This window comes from Streptomyces sp. NPDC059788, assembly GCF_042732265.1.
Lineage (GTDB): Bacteria > Actinomycetota > Actinomycetes > Streptomycetales > Streptomycetaceae > Streptomyces.
In genome coordinates, this window is sequence record NZ_JBHWHY010000070.1 from 1 (window position 1) to 23,715 (window position 23,715).

General features: G+C 72.8%; 18 protein-coding genes. 3 read left to right on the forward strand and 15 right to left on the reverse strand.

The window, feature by feature from the left end; genetic code table 11:
- Nucleotides 1–49: 49 nt before the first annotated feature.
- The 11 genes from ACFV57_RS38900 to ACFV57_RS38950 all read right to left on the reverse strand — a co-directional run bounded on the left by ACFV57_RS38900 (nucleotide 50) and on the right by ACFV57_RS38950 (nucleotide 13,594).
- Nucleotides 50–1,318 (reverse strand): NADase-type glycan-binding domain-containing protein, encoded by a 1,269-nt coding sequence (locus ACFV57_RS38900; RefSeq protein ID WP_385242744.1) that lies wholly within the window; start codon nucleotides 1,316–1,318, stop codon nucleotides 50–52.
- Nucleotides 1,315–1,872, reverse strand: coding sequence for a phage tail protein (locus ACFV57_RS38905; RefSeq protein ID WP_385242746.1), 558 nt, complete (start codon nucleotides 1,870–1,872; stop codon nucleotides 1,315–1,317). The genes ACFV57_RS38900 and ACFV57_RS38905 overlap by 4 nt, the downstream gene beginning before the upstream one ends.
- A 28-nt stretch (nucleotides 1,873–1,900) precedes the next feature.
- Nucleotides 1,901–3,859 (reverse strand): putative baseplate assembly protein, encoded by a 1,959-nt coding sequence (locus ACFV57_RS38910; RefSeq protein ID WP_385242748.1) that lies wholly within the window; start codon nucleotides 3,857–3,859, stop codon nucleotides 1,901–1,903.
- Nucleotides 3,859–4,317 carry a GPW/gp25 family protein gene (locus ACFV57_RS38915; RefSeq protein WP_385242751.1) on the reverse strand — a complete coding sequence of 153 codons (459 nt, stop codon included), beginning with the start codon at nucleotides 4,315–4,317 and terminating at the stop codon, nucleotides 3,859–3,861. The genes ACFV57_RS38910 and ACFV57_RS38915 overlap by 1 nt, the downstream gene beginning before the upstream one ends.
- 70 nt (nucleotides 4,318–4,387) lie before the next feature.
- Complete coding sequence (locus ACFV57_RS38920) at nucleotides 4,388–6,313, reverse strand: VgrG-related protein (protein WP_385242753.1); 1,926 nt, start codon at nucleotides 6,311–6,313, stop codon at nucleotides 4,388–4,390.
- A complete protein-coding gene (locus ACFV57_RS38925; protein WP_385242756.1) occupies nucleotides 6,313–7,035 on the reverse strand; it encodes a LysM peptidoglycan-binding domain-containing protein in 723 nt (240 codons plus the stop codon). Before ACFV57_RS38925 ends, ACFV57_RS38920 begins: the two co-directional genes overlap by 1 nt.
- A gap of 34 nt (nucleotides 7,036–7,069) precedes the next feature.
- The gene (locus ACFV57_RS38930) at nucleotides 7,070–7,492 is read right to left on the reverse strand and encodes a phage tail protein (RefSeq protein WP_385242759.1); all 423 of its coding nucleotides are present in this window, start codon (nucleotides 7,490–7,492) and stop codon (nucleotides 7,070–7,072) included.
- A 3,336-nt stretch (nucleotides 7,493–10,828) separates the two neighbouring features.
- Nucleotides 10,829–10,987: a DUF6760 family protein gene (locus ACFV57_RS38935; RefSeq protein WP_385242762.1), complete on the reverse strand. Its 159-nt coding sequence runs from the start codon at nucleotides 10,985–10,987 to the stop codon at nucleotides 10,829–10,831.
- A complete protein-coding gene (locus ACFV57_RS38940) occupies nucleotides 10,984–11,490 on the reverse strand; it encodes a hypothetical protein (protein ID WP_385242765.1) in 507 nt (168 codons plus the stop codon). Before ACFV57_RS38940 ends, ACFV57_RS38935 begins: the two co-directional genes overlap by 4 nt.
- On the reverse strand, nucleotides 11,490–11,933 hold the full coding sequence (locus ACFV57_RS38945; protein WP_385242768.1) for a phage tail protein: 444 nt from the start codon (nucleotides 11,931–11,933) through the stop codon (nucleotides 11,490–11,492). Before ACFV57_RS38945 ends, ACFV57_RS38940 begins: the two co-directional genes overlap by 1 nt.
- Nucleotides 11,934–11,998: 65 nt before the next feature.
- On the reverse strand, nucleotides 11,999–13,594 hold the full coding sequence (locus ACFV57_RS38950; protein ID WP_385242771.1) for a phage tail sheath subtilisin-like domain-containing protein: 1,596 nt from the start codon (nucleotides 13,592–13,594) through the stop codon (nucleotides 11,999–12,001).
- A gap of 310 nt (nucleotides 13,595–13,904) precedes the next feature.
- Here ACFV57_RS38950 and ACFV57_RS38955 point away from each other — a divergent pair, with 310 nt between their 5' ends.
- Nucleotides 13,905–15,302: a hydrolase gene (locus ACFV57_RS38955; RefSeq protein WP_385242773.1), complete on the forward strand. Its 1,398-nt coding sequence runs from the start codon at nucleotides 13,905–13,907 to the stop codon at nucleotides 15,300–15,302.
- 30 nt (nucleotides 15,303–15,332) lie between these two features.
- On the opposite strand, the gene ACFV57_RS38960 is transcribed toward ACFV57_RS38955, so the two are convergent.
- The 4 genes from ACFV57_RS38960 to ACFV57_RS38975 all read right to left on the reverse strand — a co-directional run bounded on the left by ACFV57_RS38960 (nucleotide 15,333) and on the right by ACFV57_RS38975 (nucleotide 19,972).
- Nucleotides 15,333–17,393 carry an ATP-binding protein gene (locus ACFV57_RS38960; RefSeq protein ID WP_385242776.1) on the reverse strand — a complete coding sequence of 687 codons (2,061 nt, stop codon included), beginning with the start codon at nucleotides 17,391–17,393 and terminating at the stop codon, nucleotides 15,333–15,335.
- The gene (locus tag ACFV57_RS38965) at nucleotides 17,390–18,067 is read right to left on the reverse strand and encodes a DUF4255 domain-containing protein (RefSeq protein ID WP_385242779.1); all 678 of its coding nucleotides are present in this window, start codon (nucleotides 18,065–18,067) and stop codon (nucleotides 17,390–17,392) included. The genes ACFV57_RS38960 and ACFV57_RS38965 overlap by 4 nt, the downstream gene beginning before the upstream one ends.
- A gap of 163 nt (nucleotides 18,068–18,230) precedes the next feature.
- Nucleotides 18,231–18,896, reverse strand: a complete 666-nt coding sequence (locus ACFV57_RS38970) for a response regulator transcription factor (RefSeq protein ID WP_385242782.1) — start codon at nucleotides 18,894–18,896, stop codon at nucleotides 18,231–18,233.
- A 239-nt stretch (nucleotides 18,897–19,135) separates the two neighbouring features.
- Nucleotides 19,136–19,972, reverse strand: coding sequence for a hypothetical protein (locus ACFV57_RS38975; RefSeq protein WP_385242785.1), 837 nt, complete (start codon nucleotides 19,970–19,972; stop codon nucleotides 19,136–19,138).
- Between the two features lie 861 nt (nucleotides 19,973–20,833).
- Here ACFV57_RS38975 and ACFV57_RS38980 point away from each other — a divergent pair.
- Both ACFV57_RS38980 and ACFV57_RS38985 read left to right on the forward strand, forming a co-directional pair.
- Complete coding sequence (locus tag ACFV57_RS38980) at nucleotides 20,834–22,477, forward strand: AMP-binding protein (RefSeq protein ID WP_385242788.1); 1,644 nt, start codon at nucleotides 20,834–20,836, stop codon at nucleotides 22,475–22,477.
- The gene (locus ACFV57_RS38985) at nucleotides 22,474–23,715 is read left to right on the forward strand and encodes an acyl-CoA dehydrogenase family protein (RefSeq protein ID WP_385242791.1); all 1,242 of its coding nucleotides are present in this window, start codon (nucleotides 22,474–22,476) and stop codon (nucleotides 23,713–23,715) included. The genes ACFV57_RS38980 and ACFV57_RS38985 overlap by 4 nt, the downstream gene beginning before the upstream one ends.

The following is a 23,715-nucleotide window of genomic DNA, read 5'->3' on the forward strand; positions in this document are numbered from 1 at the left end:
GTCCGGCGCCCCCGCGCCCCCGTCGAGGGGCCGACGTACCACGGCCGCTTCAGGACTGGTCCCCACCGGACCGGCCGAACAGCTCGATCTCCGCGATGGCCACCTGCTTGTCGGCGGACGCGGCGTGGGCCGACTCGATGGTGAAGCGGACTCTGGTCGCCTCACCGACGCGGAAGTCGCGGCGCTGCCCGCCCGCGCCCGGGTCCAAGGTGAGCTCGCGGGTCTCGGTCCCCCCGTCCTTCCCCGTGATCGTCGCCCTGATGCGGTGCGGCAGGGCGGACCGGTCGAGCTGATCGGCGCGGGCGGACACACCCGGCGTGATGATGACGTCGAGCAGCCGCGCCGGGCGCGCGAAACGCACCTCGATCCACTCGCCCTGGCCCGATTGCACCACCCCCGGCCCCCACCAGGTGTTGTTGAGCTTGTCGAAGGCCAGCTTCGGCCCGTGGCCGGGGTAGGAGTGCGAGACCCGGATCTCGTCCGGCTCGACCGGAGCGCGCTTGGCGAAGTGGTCGCGCGCGGCCTGGACGCCGTCCGGCACGTACAGCACCCCGAGGATGACCAGCGTGACGGCGAGGGCGAGGGTGACCCAGGTGCCGACGCTGTCGAACGCGCGGCGAAGGCGGGGGCGGTCGCCGGCCCAGGGGGTCTCCTGGCCGCCGGGGCCGAGGAGTCGGCGCCACCAGGGGCGGCGTCCGGGCGCGGGGGCGCCGCTCTCGGCGAGGGGCATCGCACAGCGGTTGCAGAAGTGGCGGTCCGGGTGGTTCGGCGTGGCGCACCAGGCACAGGGCGGGCCGTGCCCCGTCTCCTGGGGGCCGGGGACGCGTACGTGGGGCCGGTCGGTGTCGGGGCGTCCGGGCAGGACCGGGGCCACGGCGGGGGCCGGTACGGCAGAGACATCCGCCTGTTCCGGGACGGGCACGACGAGGGAACGCGCCCGGTCGGCGACAGGGCCGCCCGGCGGGAAGCCGTCCTGCGCCGCGACCGGCGGGATGGCGGGGTCGGTGTCCTCCAGGTCCGGGGTGCCGGACGCGGACCGGGACGCGCCGGTCGCTCCGGCACCGCCGCGCTCTCCGGTGCGCTCCGCGACCGTCCCCGTGGGGCGGTGGCCACCCAGGGCGGAAGGAGCGGATGGGACGGATGGAGCGGCCGCCACGCCGGCGTCGTCGGGGCGCGCGGAGACGCCCCGGCCGGAACCGGCCTCGGAGGCCGCCGGGGCACCGGCCCGATCCCAGCGAAGGACGGCTCCGCAGGCGTCGCAGAACGACTGCCCCGGCTCCGCGCGGGTGCCGCACTCGCCGCAGTCCGGCATGGTCATCTCTCCGAGGTCCTTTCGGTGGTGGTCACCGTGACGGTGTAGGGCATGTGGGCGGGACGGGCCGCCGCCACGAGCGTGTCGAGACGGTGGGTGTCGGCCGGGGTGGGATCGGGCAGCCGGAGCACGACGTGCAGACGGGGGCGGGACCTTCCCGGGAAGGCGCCGCGGGGACGGGCGCTCCAGGCGGCGCCGCCGCTCTCCGTGATCTCCGGTTCGGCGCCGAACGCGAGGCGTACCGCCTCCGACAGGCCGCGCCGGGTGCCACGGACGCGGTGCAGGGCGACCGCGGCGGCCACGGCGGCGCGCAGCCGCGGTTCGGGTTCGGTGCCGTCGGTCTCGGCGCCCACCCAGGTGCCGAGCCACCGGGCGAAGTCGTCCGGGGTGAGCGCGGGGTCGAAGTAGGCGTCCAGGCAGTCGAGCACGTTCAGGATCGGCGCGAGGACGTCGTCGAGTCCCGCCACGAAGCGCTGGGCGAGATCGTCGTCGGCGAAGACGGCCGGGAGCATCAGGCCGATGGGGGCGGCGGAGCCCAGACCGTCGACGGAGCCTCTCATGAGCGGCCTCCCGAACACAGCGAGCACCTCATGCCCCGTCCCCGATCACCCGGACGCGGTGGTCGAAGGAGAAGACCAGGGCCGGCGGTTCGAGATCGATACGGTCGGTCGGGTCACCGCGCTGACCGGTCAGCGGGTCGGCGGGATGCAGTACGACCTCGTCGACCAGCTCCACGCCCGGGACGCGTTGCAGGACGGCGAAGACCTCACCGGCCTGGACCGGGCGCCCGAAGGGCCAGCCACGTTCCTCGGCTCCGCCGGTGAGCGGGTCCAGATGACGGTAGAGGGCGTCGTGGGCCCGGCGGCGCACCAGGTCGGTGTCGGTGCCGCGGAAGGCGTGGACGGTGGCGACGACCGTGACGCCCTGGTAGTAGGGCGGGCCGACCGCGAGCCTGGTGCCGATGAGGCGGCGCTCGTCGAGATGGCGGGTGATGCGGTCCAGCAGCCGGTCGCCGGGCACGAGTTGCTCGAAGCGGAGCCGGCCGCCGGGGTCGGGGACGGCCTGCGGGACGACCAGCACCCGTACCGCGTAGGCCCCGTGCTCGTCCCGGTCGCCTTCCAGGCAGGTGATGCGGGCGGTCTCGGGCGCGGCCCGGCGGGCCAGTTCCTCGTAGTCGCGCAAGGTGACGGCGCGCTCCTGGGCGCGCAGCGTGATCGGGGCCCGGACCTTGGCCTCCTCGACGGTCTCCCCGTCGACTCCGCCGCGCGCGGCCTCGCCATTGACGACTTCGGAGACGTACGGGATGGAGGTCCGCAGGACCCGTACGGCGCCCCGGGTGACGTTGCCGATCCGGCCGCCGCCGGTGCGGTAACGGCGCGCCCGGATGACCGCCCCCTTGGGCGCGACCATGCCGTACTGGCGCAGGGCGCCGTCGGCTTCCCGGACGGCGGGGCCGAAGGCGATGTCGCCGGTCGTGGCGTCGAGGGTGATGTGGCGGTCGTCCGCCCGTGACGCGGCGAAGTGCGGGACGACCTGCCAGTCCTGCCAGCCGTCGCGTTCGGCGGTCTGGAGCAGCAGGGGCGGGTCGTCGCCGACGACGGGCGCGTGGGCGAGCCGTCGGCGCTGCGCGGGCAGGCCGCTGGATTCGCCGAGCGCCTCGTCGTACACGGTGGCGGCGTGGACGACGCCGGTGGTGCCGCCGATGGTGCAGGCCCCGGCGGACCGTACGGTCGGCGACGTGGTGTAGAAGGGCTGGCCGGGCAGCGGGTCGGTGACCCGGCAGCGCAGCCAGCCGGCTTCGTGGCCGCCGTTGCGGGACAGGACGTGGCCGCCCGGGACGTGCAGGACGACTTCGCCGGCGCGGTTGAGACCGCCGGTGCCGTCGTGGTCGACCTCGCAGGGCTGCCAGCCGTCCTCGGTCCACGCCTCCCACACCAGCGGCGGCTGCCTCGGGTCGACGCCGACACCGTCCACCCGGCTGTCGAGCTCCAGGGCGACGGCGCAGTGCGGGACGGCCGCCGTCAGACCGATCAGCATGCAGTCCCCGGGGCCGGGGGCCTCGGCGAAGCAGTGTACGTCGCCGCCTTCGACGAGCGCGATGGTGCTGTCGGTCACGGGCCCGCCCCGTCGCTGCACCATCAGGCGGCTCATCGCGCAGGGCACGATGGCCAGTTCGCACTCGGTGGCGAAGACCACCGCCTCCTCCCGCTCCGTGCGCAGCGTGGCCACCTCGGCGCCGACCGGCACCGGCACGGTCTCCTCCTGGGGCGCGGACAGCCAGAAGGTGACATCCGTACGGGCCGCCGACGGCGGAAAGAGGGTGACCCCTATGAGGTCCAGGAAGGCCAGGTGGTTCTTCTCGGGCACCCGGTTGAGGCGGTAGACGATCTGGTCGGCCATGTGGGCGACGGTCTCGACGAGGGTGACACCCGGGTCGGAGACGTTGTGGTCGGTCCATTCCGGCGCGCGCTGCTGGATGTAGCGCTTGGCGTCGTCGACGAACTGCTGGAAACGGCGGTCGTCGAGGTTGGGGGAGGGCAGGGACATCAGCGGTCGCTTTCGAAGGAAGTGCCGGAGCCGTCGTCAAAGGGGCCGCCGCCGGGGCCGTCCTCCTCGTGGGAGGGGATGACGTAGAAGGGGAAGACGAGGCTGCGCGGGTTGTTGGTGCCGCGGATCTGGTAGCGGATGTCGATGTAGAGGACGCTGCGGTCGGCTCCGGTGGTCACCTGGACGTCGGTGACCTCGATGCGCGGCTCCCAGCGGTCCAGGGAGATGTACACCTCGTGCTGGATACGGCCCGCGGTCTGCTCGTTGACCGGGGCGAACACCAGGTCGTGGATGGCGCAGCCGAACTCGGGCCGCATGGGCCGCTCTCCCGGCGCGGTCGCGAGGACCAGCCGGACGGCCTCCTCGATCTCCCGCTCGCCGCTGACCAGCGCGATACCGCCGGTCGGCCCGATACGCAGCGGGAACGACCACCCGGAGCCGACGAACTGTTCGGCCATCAGAACACACCCGCTTTCCACGGACAGGGCACAGGGACGAAGAAACCAGGACCGGGGCAGGACACGGCGCTCATCCCATCGGCGGTACGGGTGGTGTGACGGAGAAGAAGAGCGGCGTCGTGACGGTGGTCTTGGCGCCGTTGAGCAGGTTCGCGGCCGAGGTGATCGTGGCGCTCGCCCCCGCGGTGAGGGTCGCCACGCCCCCGGCGGTCATGTTCAGCGCCCCACCCGTGGTGAGCCCGATCTGTCCCACGGACTTGAGGTTGATCAGGCCGGTGGAGTCGACGGTGAGGGGGCCGCCGCTCCTGATGCTGAGCAGGCCGCCGCTCTGCAGACTCAGCCGGCGCCGGGCACTGAGCGTGAGGTCGGTGCCGGCCTCCACGGACACCGACCTGCTGCCCTTGATGGTGACCGACCCCTTGCTGTCCACGACGATCTCGGTCTTCGTCCGGTCCAGGTTGACCGTCAGCCGTTTGTCGCCGGACGTCAGCCGGACGCCCTGCCTGCGGCCGCCGGTCTTCTGGCTGAGCAGGTCCATCCGGTTGCCGTCCCGGTCGGAGACGGTGTGCCGGCTCGCCTTCTTCCGTACGGTGTCGTGCAGCGGGACGTCACCGACGACGGTCGGCTTGTCCTTGCCGTTGTAGAGGCCGCCGATCACGAACGGATGGTCGAGGGCGCCCCGGTCGAACCCCACCAGCACCTCGTCGTTGACGTCCATCGGGAACACCCCGCCGCCGCCGAGCCCGCCCAGCTGCACCGTCCGCGTCCAGTCGCTGACGTAGGTGTCGTCCAGCCACGGGAACCGCAGCCGCACCCGGCCCTGCTTGAGCGGATCGTTCACATCGGTGACCAGCGCGTTGGCCACACTCGGCAGCTTCGGGCCGGTGCCCGTGCCGCCCCCGCCGGAGGCCAGCCCGAACAGCGAACGCCACTGCCGGCCGCTGACGGTCACCCACGACTCGTAGTGCTTCCCGTCGCCGAAGACATGCCGTACGGAGGTCGCCGTGTACTTGCCCTCGAAGGGCGCGCCGGTGTCCGAGAGCATCACCGGCACCCCCGGCCGCAGCTTCGTGTTGCCCAGCACCACGACCTCCACCTCGGCGAAGGCCGAGGTCACGTCGTCGGCGAGGGCGTCGGAGGCGAACCGCACCTCGGCCGACCTGTCGTACGGGATCGAGGTCTCGACCAGCTTGCCCGCCTTGAACCTGCCCGCGGCCCTGCCGGGCGTCTCGCCGATGACGAAGCCCGGGTTGTCCGTGGCGGGCGAGACGGAGCTGAGCGCCTTCTTCTGCGTGACGTCCCAGCCGCGCGTCTCCACCTTGCCGACCTGGTCGGCGGCGGTGACGGCGGCCCGCAGCCGCAGAACGTCGATCCCGGCCTTCAGTTCGAGCGGGTCCTCGCCCTCCAGGCTCGCCGCGGGCGCGCCCGCGGCGGGCTTCGGCCTGACGAAGCAGAACCTGCCCTTCGCGTCGATCGACATGACGCTCTCGTTCTCGTCGGCCAGCCGCGCCAGGAAGTCCCAGTCGCTGACGTTGGACTGGCTGATGAACTCGTACACCGTCTTCGTCGACTGGATCGTGCCGATCGGCACGCCGTCCCGCGCCGCCAGCTTCCTGGCGATGTCGGAGGCGGACTGGTTCCGGTACGCCGCCACCCGGCGCTGGCGCATGAGCCGGTGCCCGAAGTCGTAGCCCCGGATGACGGTGAAGGTGCCGGTGCCGTCGTAATCGGCCTCGAAACCGGTGATCTCACCGGTCAGCAGCGTGTCACCGGCGCCCTGGCCGTCGGTGACGGTCGCGATGGTGACCGGGGTGCCGAACGTGGCGCCCAGCCGGCTGATCATGACCCGGTAGGGGTCCCGGAAAGTGAGCTCGAAGGCGGCGGGGACCCCGGCGCCCTGGTCGACCCAGCCGTCGACGAGAGCCTCCACGGCGTCGTCGGGCAGTGTGCCGCCGATGGAGACCTGGAGGACGGCGGACGTGGCGGGACCGGGCATCAGTGACGTACCTCCTCGGCGGCGGGCAGGACGAGTTCGGTGCCCGTGGGCAGCCGGGACGGATCGTCGACGCCGTTCGCCTCGGCGATCGCCCGCCAGGAAGCCGCGTCCCCGTACTCCCGCCAGGCGAGGGACTGCAGCGAGTCACCGGCGACGACCTGGTGCACCCGCCGCGCGGTGAGCGCGCCCGACGTCGGGTTCTGCCGCCGGGTCTTGCGGGGAATCTCGTGCAGCTGCATCTGGCAGGTGGCACGGATGGGGACACCGGTGGTCCCGAACAGCGTGTAGGACGCCTCGACGGAGCTGACGTACGCGGTGAACCGGGCCGTGGAGAAGGACCCCCACTGGAAGACCACCCAGGGCGGGGAGGGCTGCTCGGCCGCCTTGCTCTTCGCGGTCACCACGCAGCAGCTCATCAGTGCCGCCACCTTCTTCAGCACCGAGTTGCTGGTCGGACGGTCGGAGGAGTCCAGGAAGACCTCCAGGGACATCGCACGCGGCTGCGACCCCATGAACTCCAGCCGCGCGCCGTCCCGTACGGCGATGGCCGGCGTCATCTTCCACTGGGCGGAACGGCTCAGGGACAGCTGCGCCGGATTGAAGTCGAAGGCGAACGTCCTGATGAGCGCGCCCGGACTGGTGCCGGTACCGAGCGGGGGCTCATGGATGGCGAGGGTGGCCCGGACCAGGCTCTTGCCGGCGCCGTTGCTGCTCTTGGGCATGGGGGTCGTCTCTTCGTTCCTCGGTCGGTGGTCTTCAGTCGGTGAACCCGTGGTGGGCGATCTCCAGAACCTCCGTGGCGACCGCCGGGCTGGCCGGGTCGAGGGCGGGGCCCTGCCAGCTGACGGGCAGTACGTCGATCAGCCCCCAGCGCGCGACCTCCGAGCCGTCCGCGCGCAGCGCCGTGATCTGGGCGGTGGGCCGCTCGATGCCCGTCTGGACGGAGGAGATCCACTTGGCGACCTTCGTGGTGTCCGGAGTGAGCGGACGGGTCAGCCGGATCGTGGAGAAGGTGACGCGGGTCGGCAGGTGCCAGACAAAGCCGTTGTTGCCGCCCTCCTGCCGCTGCTCCGTCTCCACCTGCGACGACAGCCCGTCGCACCCGTTGAAGTAACCGAGGCTCTCGCCGTCGATGGAGAGGGTGAACCAGAGGGACGAGCCCGGGTCCTGGCGGGACATGTCGCGGGGGCCTTTCTGTAGGAGCGGTCGGCGGTACGGCGTCGGTGGGGCGGGGTCGCCGGCCGGTCAGAGGCGGGGGTCGCGGAGCCTGCCGATCCGCTCGCGGTCCATCCGCAGTTCGGTGCGGATCAGCCGGGTGACGCGGCCGATGATCCGGTGCACCAGTTCGTCGAGCTGGAAGTCGGTGATGGCGCGCGGATCGAATCCGCCGGCGGGGGATTCCGCGTAGCCGGGTGGCGGGGACTGTTTCCCCGTGGGCCCCTCCCGTGAAGGCGGCTCGTACGACGGCGAGGTTTCGGACGGCGAGGTTTCGGACGGAGGGGCGTAGGAAGGCGGGGCGTACGCAGATGGGGGCGCGCCCGGGGGCGCCGATTGGCGTGGAGCAGGTGCTCGGAGCAGGGTGTCCGCGGCCGTGGCCGCGAGTGTGCCGGTGGCCGGGTTCCGGTCACGCTGGACGGTGACCGGAAGCGGGGGTGGGGCGCCGTCGACTGTGGGGGCGGGCGGGAGCGGGCGTGGCGGTGATGCCGGGGGCGGTACTGGGGGCCGTGCTGCGGGCGGGGCGAGAGAGACCACGGGGAGGGGGCGGGAAGGGGCGGTAGGGTTGCGCGTCGGGTTGTGCGTCGGGTTGCGCGTGACGTTGTGCGGGGTGGGGCGGGGCAGCGGTGCAGCCGTGGAAAGCGCGGTGCGACGCTGGACGTTGACGGGGGCAGGGGTGGGGACTGCTGGAGACCGCTCGACGGCCGGGAGTCCTGCGGCCGGAGGCGCGGGGTGTCGGACCGGAGCGGGCCTGGCCGTCGCGCGGGCCGGGGGCTCGGCGGGAAGCACGGCGTCCGCACGGGCCGAGGCCCTGGCCAGGGATACGGCGTCCGCGGGAGCACTGCCGACCGGGGCACCCAGCGGGGAACGGCGACGTGCGACGACTGCGGGGGAGGGCTGGTTTCCAGGCGTACGTGGTGCGTTCTCCGGCAGGGGCGGCGCGGTGGGCAGCGGGGTGTGCGTGGTGGGGCTGGGTGCGGGCGAGGGGGAGAGGGGCACAGTGGCCCGGGGCGCGGTGTTCGGCGGCGCGGGCGCCGGTGCCGCCGGGATGGGGGCGCCGAGGCCGGTTCCGGCGACCCCACGGGTGGCGCTGCGTTGAACCGTCTGATGGGGCGCGGGGCGGCCTGGGGTCCGGTCCGGGGGAGGGGCCGGCTTGGTACGGGACGTGGGGGACGGGGTCGTGGCCGGAAGAACCGGGGGGCGGCCGGGGGCCGGGGAGGGGGCGCCGGAGCCGGCCGCCGAAGGCGCGGTGGGTGCGGCGTGACCGTCGGCGACCGGGAACGGCCGCGGTGCCTGAAGCGACCGCGGTGCCTGAAGCGACCGCTGGACCGGGGCGGTTGCGCTGGGCGGGCCCGAGGTCGGCGCGACTGCCGAAGCGGCGCTCTCGGCCGGCCCGCCGACTGCGGCCGGGGGAGCGGTCGGCGCCTGTTCCGAGGGCATGACAGGCCGGGGCGCGGCCTCCTGAGCACGCGGGAGCGCGCGCGGCTGAACGACCGGGACGTTGGTGTTGGTGCTGGTGCTGTGACTGGTGGCACCGGTGGTGCTGGTGGCGCCGGTGCTGGAGTCGGTGCTGCTCGGAGCGGGTGACGGATCGGTGCGTACGCTCTGCGCCGGTCCTGTCTGTGGACCGGTCGCCGGGCCGGTCTCCGCCGTAGCGGCAGGGGCGGCTGTTGCGGGCCGCGGCGACGGGTGGGCTGGGCTGCCGTGGGCGGCGGGGCCGTCAAGGTCCGCGGACGGTGCCGGTGTCGCGCCACCGGAATCATCGGTCCGTACGGTGGCGGGCGCCGCCTCGTCGGGCGCGCTGCCGGGGGCGGATGGTGCGGCGCCGCCCTGCTGCCGGACCGTGGCCCGCTGTACGTGAGTCGGACCGGTGCGCGCCCTGCCGGTGCCCGGTGCTTCCGTTGCACTATCGCGCTGGACGGCCGCGCGCTGCACCGTGGTGCCGGCCTCCGTCCCTCCTCCAGGCGCTGTCCGCCCGTGCGATGTCGACGCTCGGCCGGGTGTGGGCGGGCCGGGCGCGTGCGAGCCGGGTGTGGGTGTACCGGTGCTCGTGCTCTTCGGCGACGGCGTGGGGCGGCTGCGGGGAGCGCGAGGGGCAGTCGCGTCGGTCCCCCCTCGGCCGTCTTCGGCCGGTGCGGCCGTTCCGGACTCGCTGGGAACAGCGCCCGGCTCCCGCGCGGCCCTCGGGGCAGGCGTTGCCGCCGGGGCTCCCGCAGCCGCCACCGTGCGCTCCGCGGGTGCGAAGTCCCGCCGCGCCACCGGCAGCATCCGCCGTTGCACGACCCCGGCCCCCGTCGGCGCCTTGGTCAGGGGCAGCCCGGACGCGGCGGACGGAGCCGGCGGGCTGGGCGGAGCAGGCGTCACACGGACACCGCGCGCGGGGGCCGGGGCGGGCGCGTACGGCACAGGCACGTACGAAACAGGCACATGCGGAGCCGCAGACACCTGCGGGGTCGCCGACGCGTGCGGAGCCGCAGGTACGTGCCGGGCCGCAGGCACATGTGCGTCCCGAGGCGCCGGAGACGCGGATGCGGCGGGCGGAGCCGCCGGTGTGATCGAGGGGCGCGAGGCCGCCACCGGCGGCCGGTTCGTGGCGGCAGGCGTGTGCCGACGAGCACCGCCGGAAGGCCGGGCCCGCGGAGCCTGCGGAACCGGAACGACGGACCCGGCAGACTCCACAGCCCCGAGGCCCCGGGCACTCCCAACACCCGTACCACTCCTGCCGGTTCCACCGACCCCGACCGGAGAAGCCGACACCCCCGCCGACGCCCCTCCAGCCGACGCCGAAGCCCCGGCCCCACCGCCCGACTCCACCCCCGCCACACCCGGTGCCACACCCGGTGCCAAGGCCCGCAGCGGCGCCACCGGCACCCGCTGCACCGTCGGCTGCGGTGAAACGGGTGTCCAGGGCAGCGCGTTCGACGGCCGTTCCAGCCCTGTCACCGGGCGGGCCGTGTCGGTCATCGTCCCCGACAGCAGGCTGCGGGGCGTGGTGTCGAGAACTCCGAGGCGCATTGGCGCACCCGTGAACGAAGGGTTCTGCCACGTCGGCAGCCGCTTGCCGAACCCGGTGTCCGCGACTTCGGGCCGGCCGTCGGCCACGGACCGCCGGATGGCCGGCAGCGTGCGCCAGGCGTTCGCGGATGCCGCACCGCCGGGCACGTCACGAGCCGCCGGCGGCTCCCCGGCGCCGCCGACTCCGGCGCCACCGCCCCTGCCGTCAGCAGAGTGACGGGCTTCCGCGTCCCCACCGGGTCCACGGCCACTCCGGCCCCGCAGCCGCTCCAGGAAACCCATGGCTCAGCCCTCCGCCCCGGCGCGCGTCACGAAGGACGCGATCCGGTCCGTGAATCCGCGGCGGTCGTGGTGTTCCAGGTCCAGGATCGTCTCCAGGTTCCAGTGAAAGTGGTAGGCGACGTACGCGATCTCCTCGTGCAGCCGGTCGGTCGCGTACGTCACGATTCCCCCAGGCGGCTCCCGCCGAGTTCCACCTCGAACGGTTCGCAGCAGTGCGGGCAGTCCACCGCGGCGCGGGTGTGGCCCTCGGCGTTGATCTGGCGGTAGAAGTCCTGGAGGAACGCGAGGTCGGACGCGAACATGTTCTCCACGATCCCGTCGTGCACCATCGGCAGCGTGCCCAGGCGCGTGATGACCCGGCCGAGCAGCACCACCGACAGGTACGCGGGGTTCTCCTGGACCCGGACGTCGCGCAGCGGGACCAGTTCGTCCCGTGCCGTCGACAGGCGCATCACGCCGTCCCGGTGCACGGCGCCCGCCTCGTCGACGTACCCGCGCGGCAGTTGGAAGGGGAACTCGGTGCGCAGGCCGCGGGGCGCCGCGTCGGCCGGAGCGGCGGCGGAGGGCACGGAGGGGGCCTCCGTCCCCGCCGCCGCGGTCCGGGGGGCCGGTGGTGGCGCCGCGGCCGTGTCCGCGCCCGGCGCACCGGCAGCCGTACGCCGCATTATTCGATGACCAGTTCTTCGAAGACGATTGTCACGGTCTCGCTGAGCACGGCGGCCTCGCCGGCCTTCAGGGTGCTGGCGTCGATCTTGCTGCACCAGGCGTTGCGCAGGTTGTACCGCTTCACCGGATTGTCCTCGTAATCCATCATGATGATGGAGGCGTTCTTGCGGGCGGTGCTCATCCGGCCGTTGATCGAGTCGTTGATCCACTGGGTGAACGAGGACGACTGGGTCATGCCGCGCACCACGGTGCACTGCCCGTTCTTCTGCACACCCGGCAGAATGTTGATGTCGATCTTGCCTTGCGCGGTGTTCTGCGGGCTGACGATGACGTCCTGCTCGATGGTCAGGCCGCTGACCTCCGAGAGGTACTCGACCATCACGCCGTCGATCTGCAGGCCGAAATTGTGTGAGGTGAGGGAGTCACCCTGCATGAGAGCCATGGGTTCGCTGTCTTTCTGGGCTGTGTGACGGTGAGGTGCGAGGGCTGGGGGCGCGGGCGGGCCGCCTACTCCTCCAGCTCACCGCTGCCGCTGGAGAACTGCGACAGCCGGAAGATCACGAACTCCGCGGGCTTGACCGGGGCGACACCGATCTCGCACACGACCCGGCCCAGGTCGACCGACTCCGGCGGGTTGGTCTCCTCGTCGCACTTGACGTAGTAGGCCTCCTGGGGCCGCTGGCCGAAGAGCGCGCCGCCGCGCCACTCGTTGACCAGGAACGCCGAGATGTTGCGCCGGATGCGGGCCCACAGCGCGTGGTCGTTCGGCTCGAACACCACCCACTGGGTGCCGATCAGGATCGACTCCTCCAGGTAGTTGAAGTACCGGCGGATGTTCAGGTAGCGCCACTCGGGGTCGGACGAGAGGGTGCGGGCTCCCCAGACGCGGATGCCCCGGCCGGGGAAGGCCCGGATGCAGTTGACGCCGACGGGGTTGAGCAGGTCCTGCTCACCGCGGGTGATCTGGAGCTCCAGGTCGACGGCGCCGCGTACGACCTCGTTGGCGGGGGCCTTGTGCACACCGCGCTCGGAGTCGTTGCGCGCCCAGATGCCGGCGACGTGGCCGCTGGGCGGGACCATGCGGGCCTGGCCCGTCGCCGGGTCGAAGGACTTCAGCCAGGGGTAGTAGAGGGCCGCGTACTTGGAGTCGTAGCCCGCCGTCTCCTGGCGCCACACCCGTATCTGCTGGGCGCTGAGGCCGGGCGGCGGGTCGATGACCGCCACCCGGTCGCCCATCAGCTCGCAGTGGGCGATGAGCCCGAGCTGTACGGCCTTGACGGCCTCCAGGTCGATCGCCCCCCGCTGGTAGGCGGCCATGAGGTCGGGCACGGCCACCATGGACACCTGGTCGACGGCCTCCAGGCCGCCGAAGCCGGTGCGATCCGCGGAGTCGCCGAGGTACTGCGCCGGGCCGGGGTTCGCGGTCGTGTCCCGCTCCGCGGGCACCGGCGCGGGGGCCGGGGCGGGCGGCGCGGCGAGGGTGACCGTCTGGTTCTCGGGGCGGACGAGCTGCGCCGCCGCGGCGGCCTCCGCCACGGTGATGAGCCTGGAGCGCTCCTTGACCTGGGTGACGACGTAGGAGCGGTTGCTCTTCTTGGCGCTCACGTCGAACGTCTCGACCGGTTTGTCGCCGTCCTTGACGATCAGCTTGAAACGCTCGGCGGGCCCTTCCCCGTCCGGGTCGGCGACCTCCACGGTCAACGGGCCGTTCGCGCCCTGCGCGATGGCCGCCACCAAGAACGCGCCGAGCTGCCTCGGCTCGGCGGCGGGCAGCTCCGCCGCGCGGGCCGCGCCGGCCACCTCGGCGGGGGCCGCGCCGTCCCCGGCAGCGCCCCCGGCGGAACCGCCGACCCGCACCACGTACGCGGCGGAGCCACCGTTGTTGAAGAACCCGTACACGCAGTGGGCGAGGTAGTACCCGTCGGTGAAGTCACCGAAGGAGGCGACGTACTGGGTCCAGTTGGTCACCAGCGTGGGCTCGTTCAAGGGCCCGGCCGGTGCGAGCCCGACAAAGGCCGCCACGGAGGTGCCCACCCCCTCGATGGGACGCGATCCGCTGGCCACCTCCTCGACGTAGACGCCGGGCGACAGATAGGACGGCATGTTCTGCTCTCCTCGGAGTACGAGACGGGACGCCCTCACCCTCGCGCGCCCGCCTCGCCGCGGAAACGTCCCCGGGTGCCGGGTCCCGGGCAATGCCGCTGCCCCCAAGGGCGCGACGGCGTGCCTTCGCGGCCGGCCGGCGGCGGCCCGCCGTGAAGGACGCCGAAGCCGCCGGGGCCCGCCGGGCCGGTGCCGCCGAAGACCGCGGTGCCGCGCGCCGGGCCGGGGGCACCCGCCGCCGCCCCTCCGGGCAACCGGGTCTGCCCGGAGGGCTCGTGACGGTGCGCGCCGCCTCTCCTAGCGTCATGGCGTGAGCCCTTGGACCTCTTTGGAACCCGCCTCCGCGACCGTCGAACCCGGCAGCAGCACCACGGTGCGCCTGCGGGTGCGCAACACCGGAGACATCGTCGACGAGTACCGCTTCGAGCCGGTCGGTGATCTCGCCCCCTGGAGCACGGTGGAGCCGCAGGTGCTGCGGCTCTATCCGGGGACGACCGGCGCGGTGGAGCTGACGTTCGCACCGCCGCGTACGCCGGACGCGACGGCCGGCCCGAATCCGTACGGGGTGCGGATCACGCCGACGGAACATCCGGACGCCGTCACCGTCCCCGAGGGCAACCTCACCATCACGCCCTTCACGGAGGTGCGCGCCGAACTGGTGCCGCCGACGGTCAAGGGCCGGTTCCGGGGACGGCCGCGACTGGCCGTGGACAATCTCGGCAACACCAAGGTCACCGCCTCGCTCAGCGGCAAGGACGCCGGCGAACGGCTGTCGTACGACCTCCAGCCGGCCAACGTCCAGATCGAGCCGGGCCGGGCCGCCTTCGTGAAGGCGACGCTGCGGCCCCGGCAGATCACCTGGTTCGGCTCCAAGCAGGAGCAGCCGTACGCGCTGACGCTGCGGCGCTCCGGCACCGAGCCGGTGGAGGTGAACGGCACCTTCGTACAGCGCGGAATCCTGCCGGGCTGGCTGGCCACCACCGGCGGCCTGCTTCTCGCGCTGACGATCGCGTTCGTGGTGATCTGGCTGGCGTACCGGCCGCAGGTGCAGAGCGTGGCGAGGGAGAAGCCGGAGAAGGCCGGCCAGCTCGCGCCGGGCCGCCCGTCCCCGGCGATCAGCAGCCCGCCCCCCAAGCCCGAGAAGTCGGACGGCCCGTCCGAGAAGCCCGGCGGCGGCGGGCAGGAGGAGCCGAAGGACGGAGGCGGCGGGGGAGGGGACAAGCCCAAGGAGAAGCCCCCGGAGCGGACCGCGGCCACCGCGGTACGCGAACTCACCGCCCGCAGCGCGGGCCGCCACATCTGCTACCGGGCCTTCGTCCAGGACGACGGCTGGCAGGAACCGGTGTGCGACGGGGCGGAGGCCGGCACGGTGGGCCAGGCCAAGCCCGTCAAGGCCCTCAATATCGCGGTGTCCGGAACCCGTGGCGTCACCGGCGCGAGCGCGTACGTGGGGGAGGGGTGGCGCAAGGGCGACGCGTGGCGGAAGGAGGACGACGGAAAGGACATGGTCCTCGGCAGCACCGAGAGCGCCGACCCTCCCATGGAAGGGTTCACCCTCCAGGTCTTCGACGGCACCGTCTGCCACGAAACCAAGGTGAAGGACCAGGACTGGACGGGCAAGCTGTGCACCGAGCCCGGCAAGTGGCGGTACGGCGGCAGCCCCATGGAACTGAACCTCCAGCTGGAGGCGGTCCGCTTCACCGTGTGACCACGCGCCGTCCGGGCGGGACCCTCCGCGTCACCAGCTCGTCTCGCCCGGGACCAGCCGGCCCGCCTTGCGGTACTCGCGGCGGGCGCCCTCCCACAGGTCGCCCGCCGCGACCGGCTCGTTCCGGCCGGCCGCGAGGTAGGCGGCGGTGACCACCGCGCTGCGGATCGAGCCGCCGGCCAGCTCGAAGTCCCGGGCGAGGGAGCCGGTCTCGACGCCCTCGGCGCACGGCACGTGCGACAGGCCGTGCTGCCACAGCGCGAGGCGCTGTCCGGCGTCCGGGAAGGGGAAGTCGACCACCAGGTCGAGCCGGCGGGTGAACGCGTCGTCGATGTTCGCCCGCAGGTTGGTGGTCAGCAGGGCGATGCCGTCGAAGGACTCCAGGCGTTGCAGCAGGTAGGCGCTCTCCATGTTGGCGTACCTGTCGTGGGAGTCCTTGACCTCCGAGCGCTTGCCGAAGACGGCGTCGGCCTCGTCGAAGAGGAGCACGGCGTCCGTACGGTCGGCCTCCGTGAAGATCCGTTCGAGGTTCTTCTCCGTCTCACCGACGTATTTGTCCACGATGGAGGACAGCTGGACCACGTACAGGTCGACACCCAGATCGGCGGCGATCACCTCGGCGGACAGCGTCTTGCCGGTGCCGGACTCCCCCGCGAAGAGACCGAGGACGCCGCGGCCGCGGCCGCCGCCGGCGCTGAGCCGCCAGTCGCCGAGCACCCGGTCGCGGTGGCGGGCGCGCAGGGCGAGTTCACGCAGCTGGGCGAGGGGGCCGCCGGGCAGGACCAGGTCACTCCAGTCCACCGAGGGGCGGATCCGGCGTGCGTGCCGTTCGAGGCCGGAGGCCGACTGCTGCCGGGCGGCGAGCCGTACGTGGGCGGCGGTGAGCGCCGTCCCGTCGAAGGCGGCGAGCGCCGCCGCGGCACGGGCGGCACGGACGACGCGTTCACCTCCGAGGTGGTACGGGGCCACGGTGCCGGCCAGGTCGAAGCCGTCGGCCGCCGGCCCCAGCGCGGAGCGCCAGGAAGCCGTACCCCCGGCCGGCCGCCGCGGTGCCTGGAGCACCAGCGGATCGTGCGCGGACCACTGCGGATCGTACGGACGGGAGTCGGCCAGCAGCACAGTCACCTCGGTGGCCGCGGTCAACTCGGCCACCAGCGGGCCCGGTTGTCCGGGCAGACCGCACACCACGACCGCCCGGCCGGTCAGGCGCGCCTCCCGCAGCAGCTCTGGGACGCGGTCCGGGGGCCCGGTGAAGCGCAGCGCGTCGACGCCCGCCTCGCGCAGCGCGGCGGCGAGGACGGCCACGGCGTCGCCCTCGGTGTGTTCCCGCAGGAAGGCGGTGAACGGTGCGCCGCCGAGACGGGCGGCCAGCCGTCGGACGAAGTCCTCGTCGTGCTCCGTGCCGGGCAGCGGGTCCGGCATCGCACGCAGCGAGCCGAGGAGCGCGGCATCCGGGGTGTCGTCGCCCAGCAGGTGGGCGGTGAGCCGGTCGGGCACGGACAGCGAGCGGGTGAGGAGCGGGCGGTCGGCCTCCTCGACGGCCAGCAGACCGAGGGCGCGCAGCGGCGCCGAGAGGTGGAACCGGGCGCGGGCCTCCGCCAGGTGCGCGGGTGTCCCGCACAGGTCGAGGGCGAGGCCCACGGTGGCGCGGCGGCGGCTCACGTCGTCGTTGAGATAGCCGTAGAGCGGCTCGAAGGTGCGGTCGAGGTCGGGGGCGAGGGCGATGAGGAGCACGGCGGCGTCCAGCTCGGTCAGCCGCAGCCGGGCGGCCGTCCGGGCCAGCCGGTCGTCGGTGCCCGCGGTCCTCCCCGTCGGCGAGCCCGCCCGTACGTCCACCTTCGGCACCGTACGCGGCCAGGTGCGCAGCAGATGGCTCACGGCGTCCCCGGACACGTAGAGGCCGCGCAACGGGTCGTTCGCGGTGGGGTCGCCGGCGGAGCGCTGTTCGACCAGTGCGGTCACCGCGTGCCGCAGCCCGGCCAGCCGTTCGAGGAGCGAGTGCGCCGGGCCCGCCGGATCGGCGTCGCCGGGTCCGGCGCACTCGGGCCCGGCGGCCGCGGGAAGCGGGGCGTCCAGGGGCGAGGTGTTCATGTCTGCTCCGTGCGGCGGGCCGCCGCCTGCTCGTGTGCGGCACGGGCCGCCGCAACCTGACGGGGCCGGTGGGCGCGTTCCTCCGACCGGGGCGGGCCGCCGTCCACACCGCGTACCCGGACCGCCGCGCCCTCCGTGACCGGGGGGCCCGCGTCGTAATCGGGGAACGCCGGGAACGGCACGGTCAACGCGACGTCGAGGGAGGGTTTGAGCTCGCCGCCCAGCGCGGACCAGATGTCGGCGAGGGAGCGGGCCTCCGGCTGGCTGCCGCCCACCGTCACCGGCACCGCCAGGCCGAGGCGGCCGAGCGATCCGGGAAGGTCCCGGGCGTCGAGCAGTTCGTGCGGCAGCAGCGTGGCCAGCACCGCGGACAGCAGCCGGTGTTCGTCCTGCGGCGTCTTCGTCCAGGCCGTCACCAGGTAGGAGAGCCGGAACCAGCGCGGCGGGCGACGGCGGCGTACGACGATGTCCCGGTCGTCGCGCAGCGCCGTACGCCCGCGCTGCCGCCGGGACACGTCCTCCCGCACGTCGTACAGGTAGGCGTTGACCACCGGCGCGTTGCGCCGGGCCGCCCAGTCACGGGTGGGCACCTCGAAGGACACGTCGATACCGGCACCGGCCAGTGCGCCGCCGCCGATGAGGCCCTTGAGGACCTCGTCCACCTCATGAATCACGTACCCGCTCCCCTTCGCCGGCCGCCGCTGCCGGCTCCCGGCGTCGGCTCCGCACGGCCCTGCCGCCGATCGTGGTCCCCGCGCCGCCCGGGGCGCAGGCACGGCGGGGACGGCGGCGGGGCAGCGCTTCTGCCCCGACGGGCCGCCCGCGCCGCCCGTCCGGTCAGATGTAGCCCTCGCGGAGCGCGTACGCCACGGCGTGCGAGCGGTTGCGCAGATGCAGGCGTGTGGTGAGCCCGTGCATGACGTTCTTGACGGTGCGTTCGGAGTACGACAGCTTGGTGGCGATCTCCGAGGTGTCGAGGCCCTCGGCCACCAGCCGCACCACATCCACCTCGCGCGAGGTGAGGCCCAGGAAGGAGCCCGGGTGGTCGGCGCCGCCCCGCTGCAGACGTCCCACCTGGCTGATGAGCCGGCCCAGCAGGTCCGACGGCAGGTCGCCGCCGCCCCCGGCCGCGGTCAGCACCGCCTGCACCAGCCGGTGCGCGGTGGCCTCGCGGCGCCAGACGATGGCCCCCGCGCCGCATTCGATGACGTCCAGCAGTTCGTTCTCCCGGATGGTCCCGACGACGAGCACCACCCGTGATCCCTCGCTGCGCACGATCCGCCGCAGCCGGGCGAGCGCGGTCTCGTCGAGTACGTCCTCGACGAGCACGGCCACGGTGGCGGGACCGGACTTCTCACAGAGTTCGACCTCCGGGTGGCGGCGCAGCTGGCTGAGGACTCCCTCGCGGCTGATCGGATCGGGCGCGGTGACCGCTACCCGCACCCGGCACACGGTGGGTACGGAAGCCAGGGAAGCCGTGGCGGCCGGTGGTGAGCTGAGCAAGTGATTCCCCTGTTCTGATCACTGAACATCCCCGGCGGGGTCCTCGATGAGCCGACCGCGCTGCCGTATCCGTCCGGAGCCGGTGCTTGACTGCGGTACCGACCATGCCGCCGCGCAGGGGAAAACCGCGTCGGCGAGAACTACGTAGCCAAGTCCCTACGTAATCTCCTGCCCCTGGGGACGCCGCTTCCTGCCCTTCTTCTTCGGCTTCACCCAGACCTCCTCCACTGTGGCTTCGATCAGCGGGTCGTCCCCCTCCCGCGGGGCGGGACCGGGCTCGGCAGCGGTGGCCTCCGGCCCCGCGAGAGGGGCTCCGACCTGTTCGCGCAGGACGACGACCGCCGCGTGCAGAGCGGCGAGCCGGCCGGCCATGCCGGGGTACTCAAGGCGGCGGGGCCCCTCGGTCCCGTGAACCTGAGCTGTCCGCGGTCCGTGGTCGTGGCGGTCCGCTGCCCGTCCGCGTCGATCTCGGTGGTGGTCAGGGCCGCCAGCTCCTCGTCGGGCATCGTGCCGTTGCCCGCGGTGGGAGCGTTCCAGTGCTTGCGCGGGCCGAAGTACTCCATGAGGTCGTGCAGAACGATGATCTTGTCGCGGAAGGTGAACCGGGTGGGGTCGGCCAGGACTTTCGCCATGCCGCCGTTGATCCCGGTGCGGAGCCTGCGGCGGACCGGCGCGGGCAGGTCCCGCCGCTCCTGGAGCACCCGGTCGAAGTACTTCTGGTAGTGGCCGAAATCGTGCAGGCCGTCGTGCCCCGTCCCGGGCGTGCGACCGGTCTCCAGTTCCTGCCGTACGTCGTCCCACTTCCGGCTCTCCCCGTCCGGCGCGTCCGCCTGCCGCGTGTCGATCCACCGCCGGATGCGCAGCAGCAGGGTCTCCAGATGCAGTTCGACGTCGCTGTTGTCCTTCACCTCGTGGGCGAGTTCCTTCTCCCGGTGACGGCTCTCCTTGGCCTCCACCCAGCCGGCCAACGCCCGTGCGAGATCGCTGAAGTTGCCGTAGACGCGGTCCTGCTGCTTCGCGCCGAAGTCCGGATGGGACTTGTCCCCCCCCGTGTGCCGGGGGTGCCCATGACCCATTTGCGCGCCGCGCTGCCCGACCGCCCGCGCGCGGTGGGCCGGCGGCAGTCCAGGGCTGTCCTGGCCCCGGCCGGCGCTCGATTCCGGTCGTCTGTACATGCGTCGTCCCGCTCTGTGCGTACGTACGGCCTCCCCGTCCGCGGTGCGGCGGACGCCATGCTCCCTGTCTAGGGCCCGCGCTGTCCCCGGAGAAGGGACGGGAGGGCAAGCCGGGCGGCCTCGGGGGCAGAGGCGCGTCGCCGCGGGACCCTCGCGCCGGGGCACCGCTCGACGGAAACCGGGCGCGGATAAAACGGGGGCGCCACCGTATACGACAGGCCGATCCGGTTACCCGCCCCGTTCAAGCCAATATCGTTCTCGCGGTCCCGTCGGAATGCGGGGCGGGGGACGGAACGCGCCCACCTGCACAGATCGTCGGTCACCTGCCACCGTCGCAGACTTTGCCCATTCTTTATGGTCGGTGTTCGGTGGTGCACCCGCGGGCGTTTGACCAGTGTTCCTTTACCGCAAAATGCTGGTCCGAACCAGCCGTAACCTTCCTTGCCGCACGTGCGACGACGTTGGTACCGTCATCAACAACGCCCCAGGAGGGGCTGTTTGACAACCTGATTCGCGTCTTACCGACATAGCTGCCGACCGTGGCCGACAGGCGCCGCGGGTGCCCGGGCCGGACTGTGTCGCCCACCGTTCAGGACGCCTCGCATGCATGCGTGGGGAAGTCCGGCGCAGAAAGCGCTCACGGTTCTGCATTCGACGCGGCGCCAACACGCGACAACACCACCAGGATTCAGCGCAAAGACATGGTCACACGTCAGCCGTGCACGACGGCAATTGCGTAACCGTCGTGCGCCGGGAGGTGAGATGCGCGACGACCCCCTGGAAAACATGACTCTCGGCGATGCCCTCGCCCGGCGCGCCGAGTCGCACCAGGACAAGACGTTCCTCGAATTCCAGGACGCCACGTTCACTTTCGGCGAGGTGGACGAGAAGTCGAACCAAGTGGCCCAGGGACTGCTGGCGGCCGGGGTGACGGCCGGCGGGCACGTCGCCGTCATGCTGCCGAACGGTCCGGAAATCGTATGGGTCACCTTCGCGCTGGCCCGGATCGGCGCCGTCGCCGTTCCGGTCAACACCGCTTTCCACGGTGCGGCGCTGCGCAACGTACTGGCCGGCTCCGACTGCACCGCGCTGATCGTCGACAGCCGGTACCGCGACCGGCTGCCTCCGGTCACCGCGGACCTGCCGGGCATGCGGCTCACCATCGTGTGCGCCCCTGACGGCCGGCCCGCGGCGGGCGGCGGGACCGAACCGGAACCGCCGGGCGGGGAGACGGTCGAGTGGCCGGACCTCATGACCCACGGGGCGGCGCCGCCGGAGCACCGGGCGCACCCCGCCGACCTGCTGGCGATCATGTACACCTCGGGCTCCACCGGCCCGGCCAAGGGCGCGCTCGTGCCGCACGCGCTGGCCCTGGCGTGTGCCCAGGACGTGCTGAAATTCGTGAACGTACACGGCGAGAAGGTGTACTGCCCGCTGCCTCTCTTCCACGCCGCCGGAATGTGGGACGGCGTTCTGTCCGCGCTCCTGTGCGGCGGCACCGTGGCGGTGGCGGAGCGTTTCAGCGCCTCGAAGTTCTGGGACGACGTACGCCGTTTCGACGCCCGGATCGCCATTTCGGTCTTCTCGATCCTGCCCATCCTGCTCAAACAGCCGCCGTCCGCCCGCGACAAGGAACACTCCCTCAAACTCTTCTACACCGGGAAATCCCTCTGGGACGGGCAACTCCGCGAGCGGTTCGGGGTGCGGTCGGTGGAGAGCTACACCAGCACGGAAGCCGGCGTCCCCTTGGCCGGCGCGTTCGGCAACTGGCGGCCCGGCTCGTGCGGGCAGGTGAACGCGGAACGCTTCGAAGCCGCGGTGGTCGACGACCGGGACCGGCCGCTGCCCGCCGGCCGCACGGGCGAGCTGGTACTGCGTCCGCGACAGCCCCACATCATCACCGGCGGGTATTACGGGAATTTCGAGGCCACCGCGCACGCCTTTCGCAACCTGTGGTTCCACACCGGCGACCGGATGCGCCAGGACAAGGACGGCTACTTCTATTTCGTGGACCGGATGGCCGACGCCATCCGCCGCCGGGGCGAGAACGTCTCGGCCTTCGACATCGAACTGGCGGTGAACCAGCACGCCGCCGTACGCGAAAGCGCGGCCATCGGGGTTCCGTCGGAACTGGGGGAGGACGACGTGAAACTGGCGGTGGTCCTCGTACCCGACGCCACCGTCGACCACGACGAACTGACCACGTATTGCCGGGAGGCACTTCCCGCCTTCATGGTCCCGCGGTACCTGGAATTCGTGGACGCACTGCCCCGGACGGCGACCGACAAGATCGCCAAGCACCGGTTGCGCGCGCTCGGCGACCGCGGCCTGACCGCGACCACCTGGGACCGCGAACGAGGGGACTTCGTCACGGGCCGGCCCGCCACCCGGGGAGGACCGGCGTGAACTGGGGGGACACGGCGGAGCAGGCCGCTTTCCGGCGGAGTGTACGGCGGTTCGTGCGGGACGCGTTCCCCGCTTCCTACCTGCCCGAACCGGACGCCGAAAACGGCCTGGAGCCGGAGGACGTGGGCGGCTACAACTGGCCGGCGGACGTGCGGGGCGCCGATCCCACGCGTGCGGCGGGCGCCCGCGACTGGGCCGCCGCGCTGGCCCGGCGAGGCTGGATAGCTCCCCAGTGGCCACGCCGGTACGGGGGCGCGGGCCTGTCGGCGGCCAAGGCCTTCGTCCTGCACGAAGAAGTACTGCGGGCGGGAAAGCCGGGCGTCAACGGCCTCGGCGTCTTTCTGCTCGGCCCGACCCTGCTGGTCCACGGCACCGCCGTACAAAGAGCCGAACACCTGCCGCCCACCGCGCGCGGCGAGCGCGTCTGGGCCCAGGGATTCTCCGAACCCGAAGCGGGTTCGGACCTGGCCGGCCTGCGCACGCGCGCCGTGCGCGAAGGGGAGCACTATGTGGTGAACGGGCAGAAGGTGTGGACCTCGCTCGGCCAGCACGCCGACTGGCTGTTCGTCCTCGTACGCACCGGCGCCGATGCCGGGGCGCCGCGGCACCACGGCATCACCTTCCTGCTGGTGGACGCGCGCTCACCCGGCGTCACGGTACGTCCCCTCACCGATATCCGGGGCGCGGCGCCGTTCTGCGAGATCTTCTTCGAGGACGTCCGCGTACCCGTGGGCAATCGGGTGGGTGAGGAGGGCCGCGGCTGGTACGTCGCGATGGACACCCTCAGTTTCGAGCGGGCAGGACTCGGGGCCGGCATCACATTCGACCGGACGCTGACCGGTCTGATCGCCCACCTCGCCACGGAGCACGGCCCGGAACAGCTTCACGAGGAGTGGGACCACGGGCTGCGCGGCGAGGTCGCCCGCCGCTACATCGAAGTGCAGGTGTCGCACCATCTCGCGCGCTACACGGCCTCCCGGGAACCCACCGGGGCGGTGCCCGGCTACGAGGCATCGGTCAGCCAGTTGTTCAACGCGGAGCTGCACCAGCGGCTGGCCCGGACCGGCCGTCGGGCCTTCGGCGCCAACAGCCTGCTGTGGCGCGGCGACGACGCGCCGATGGCAGGGGCGTTCACCCACCTGTCGCTGGACGCGGTCGCCGCCACCTTCATGGGCGGCACTTCGGAAATCCAGCGCAACGTCATCGCCACCCGGGGCCTCGGCCTGCCCTCGGCCTGA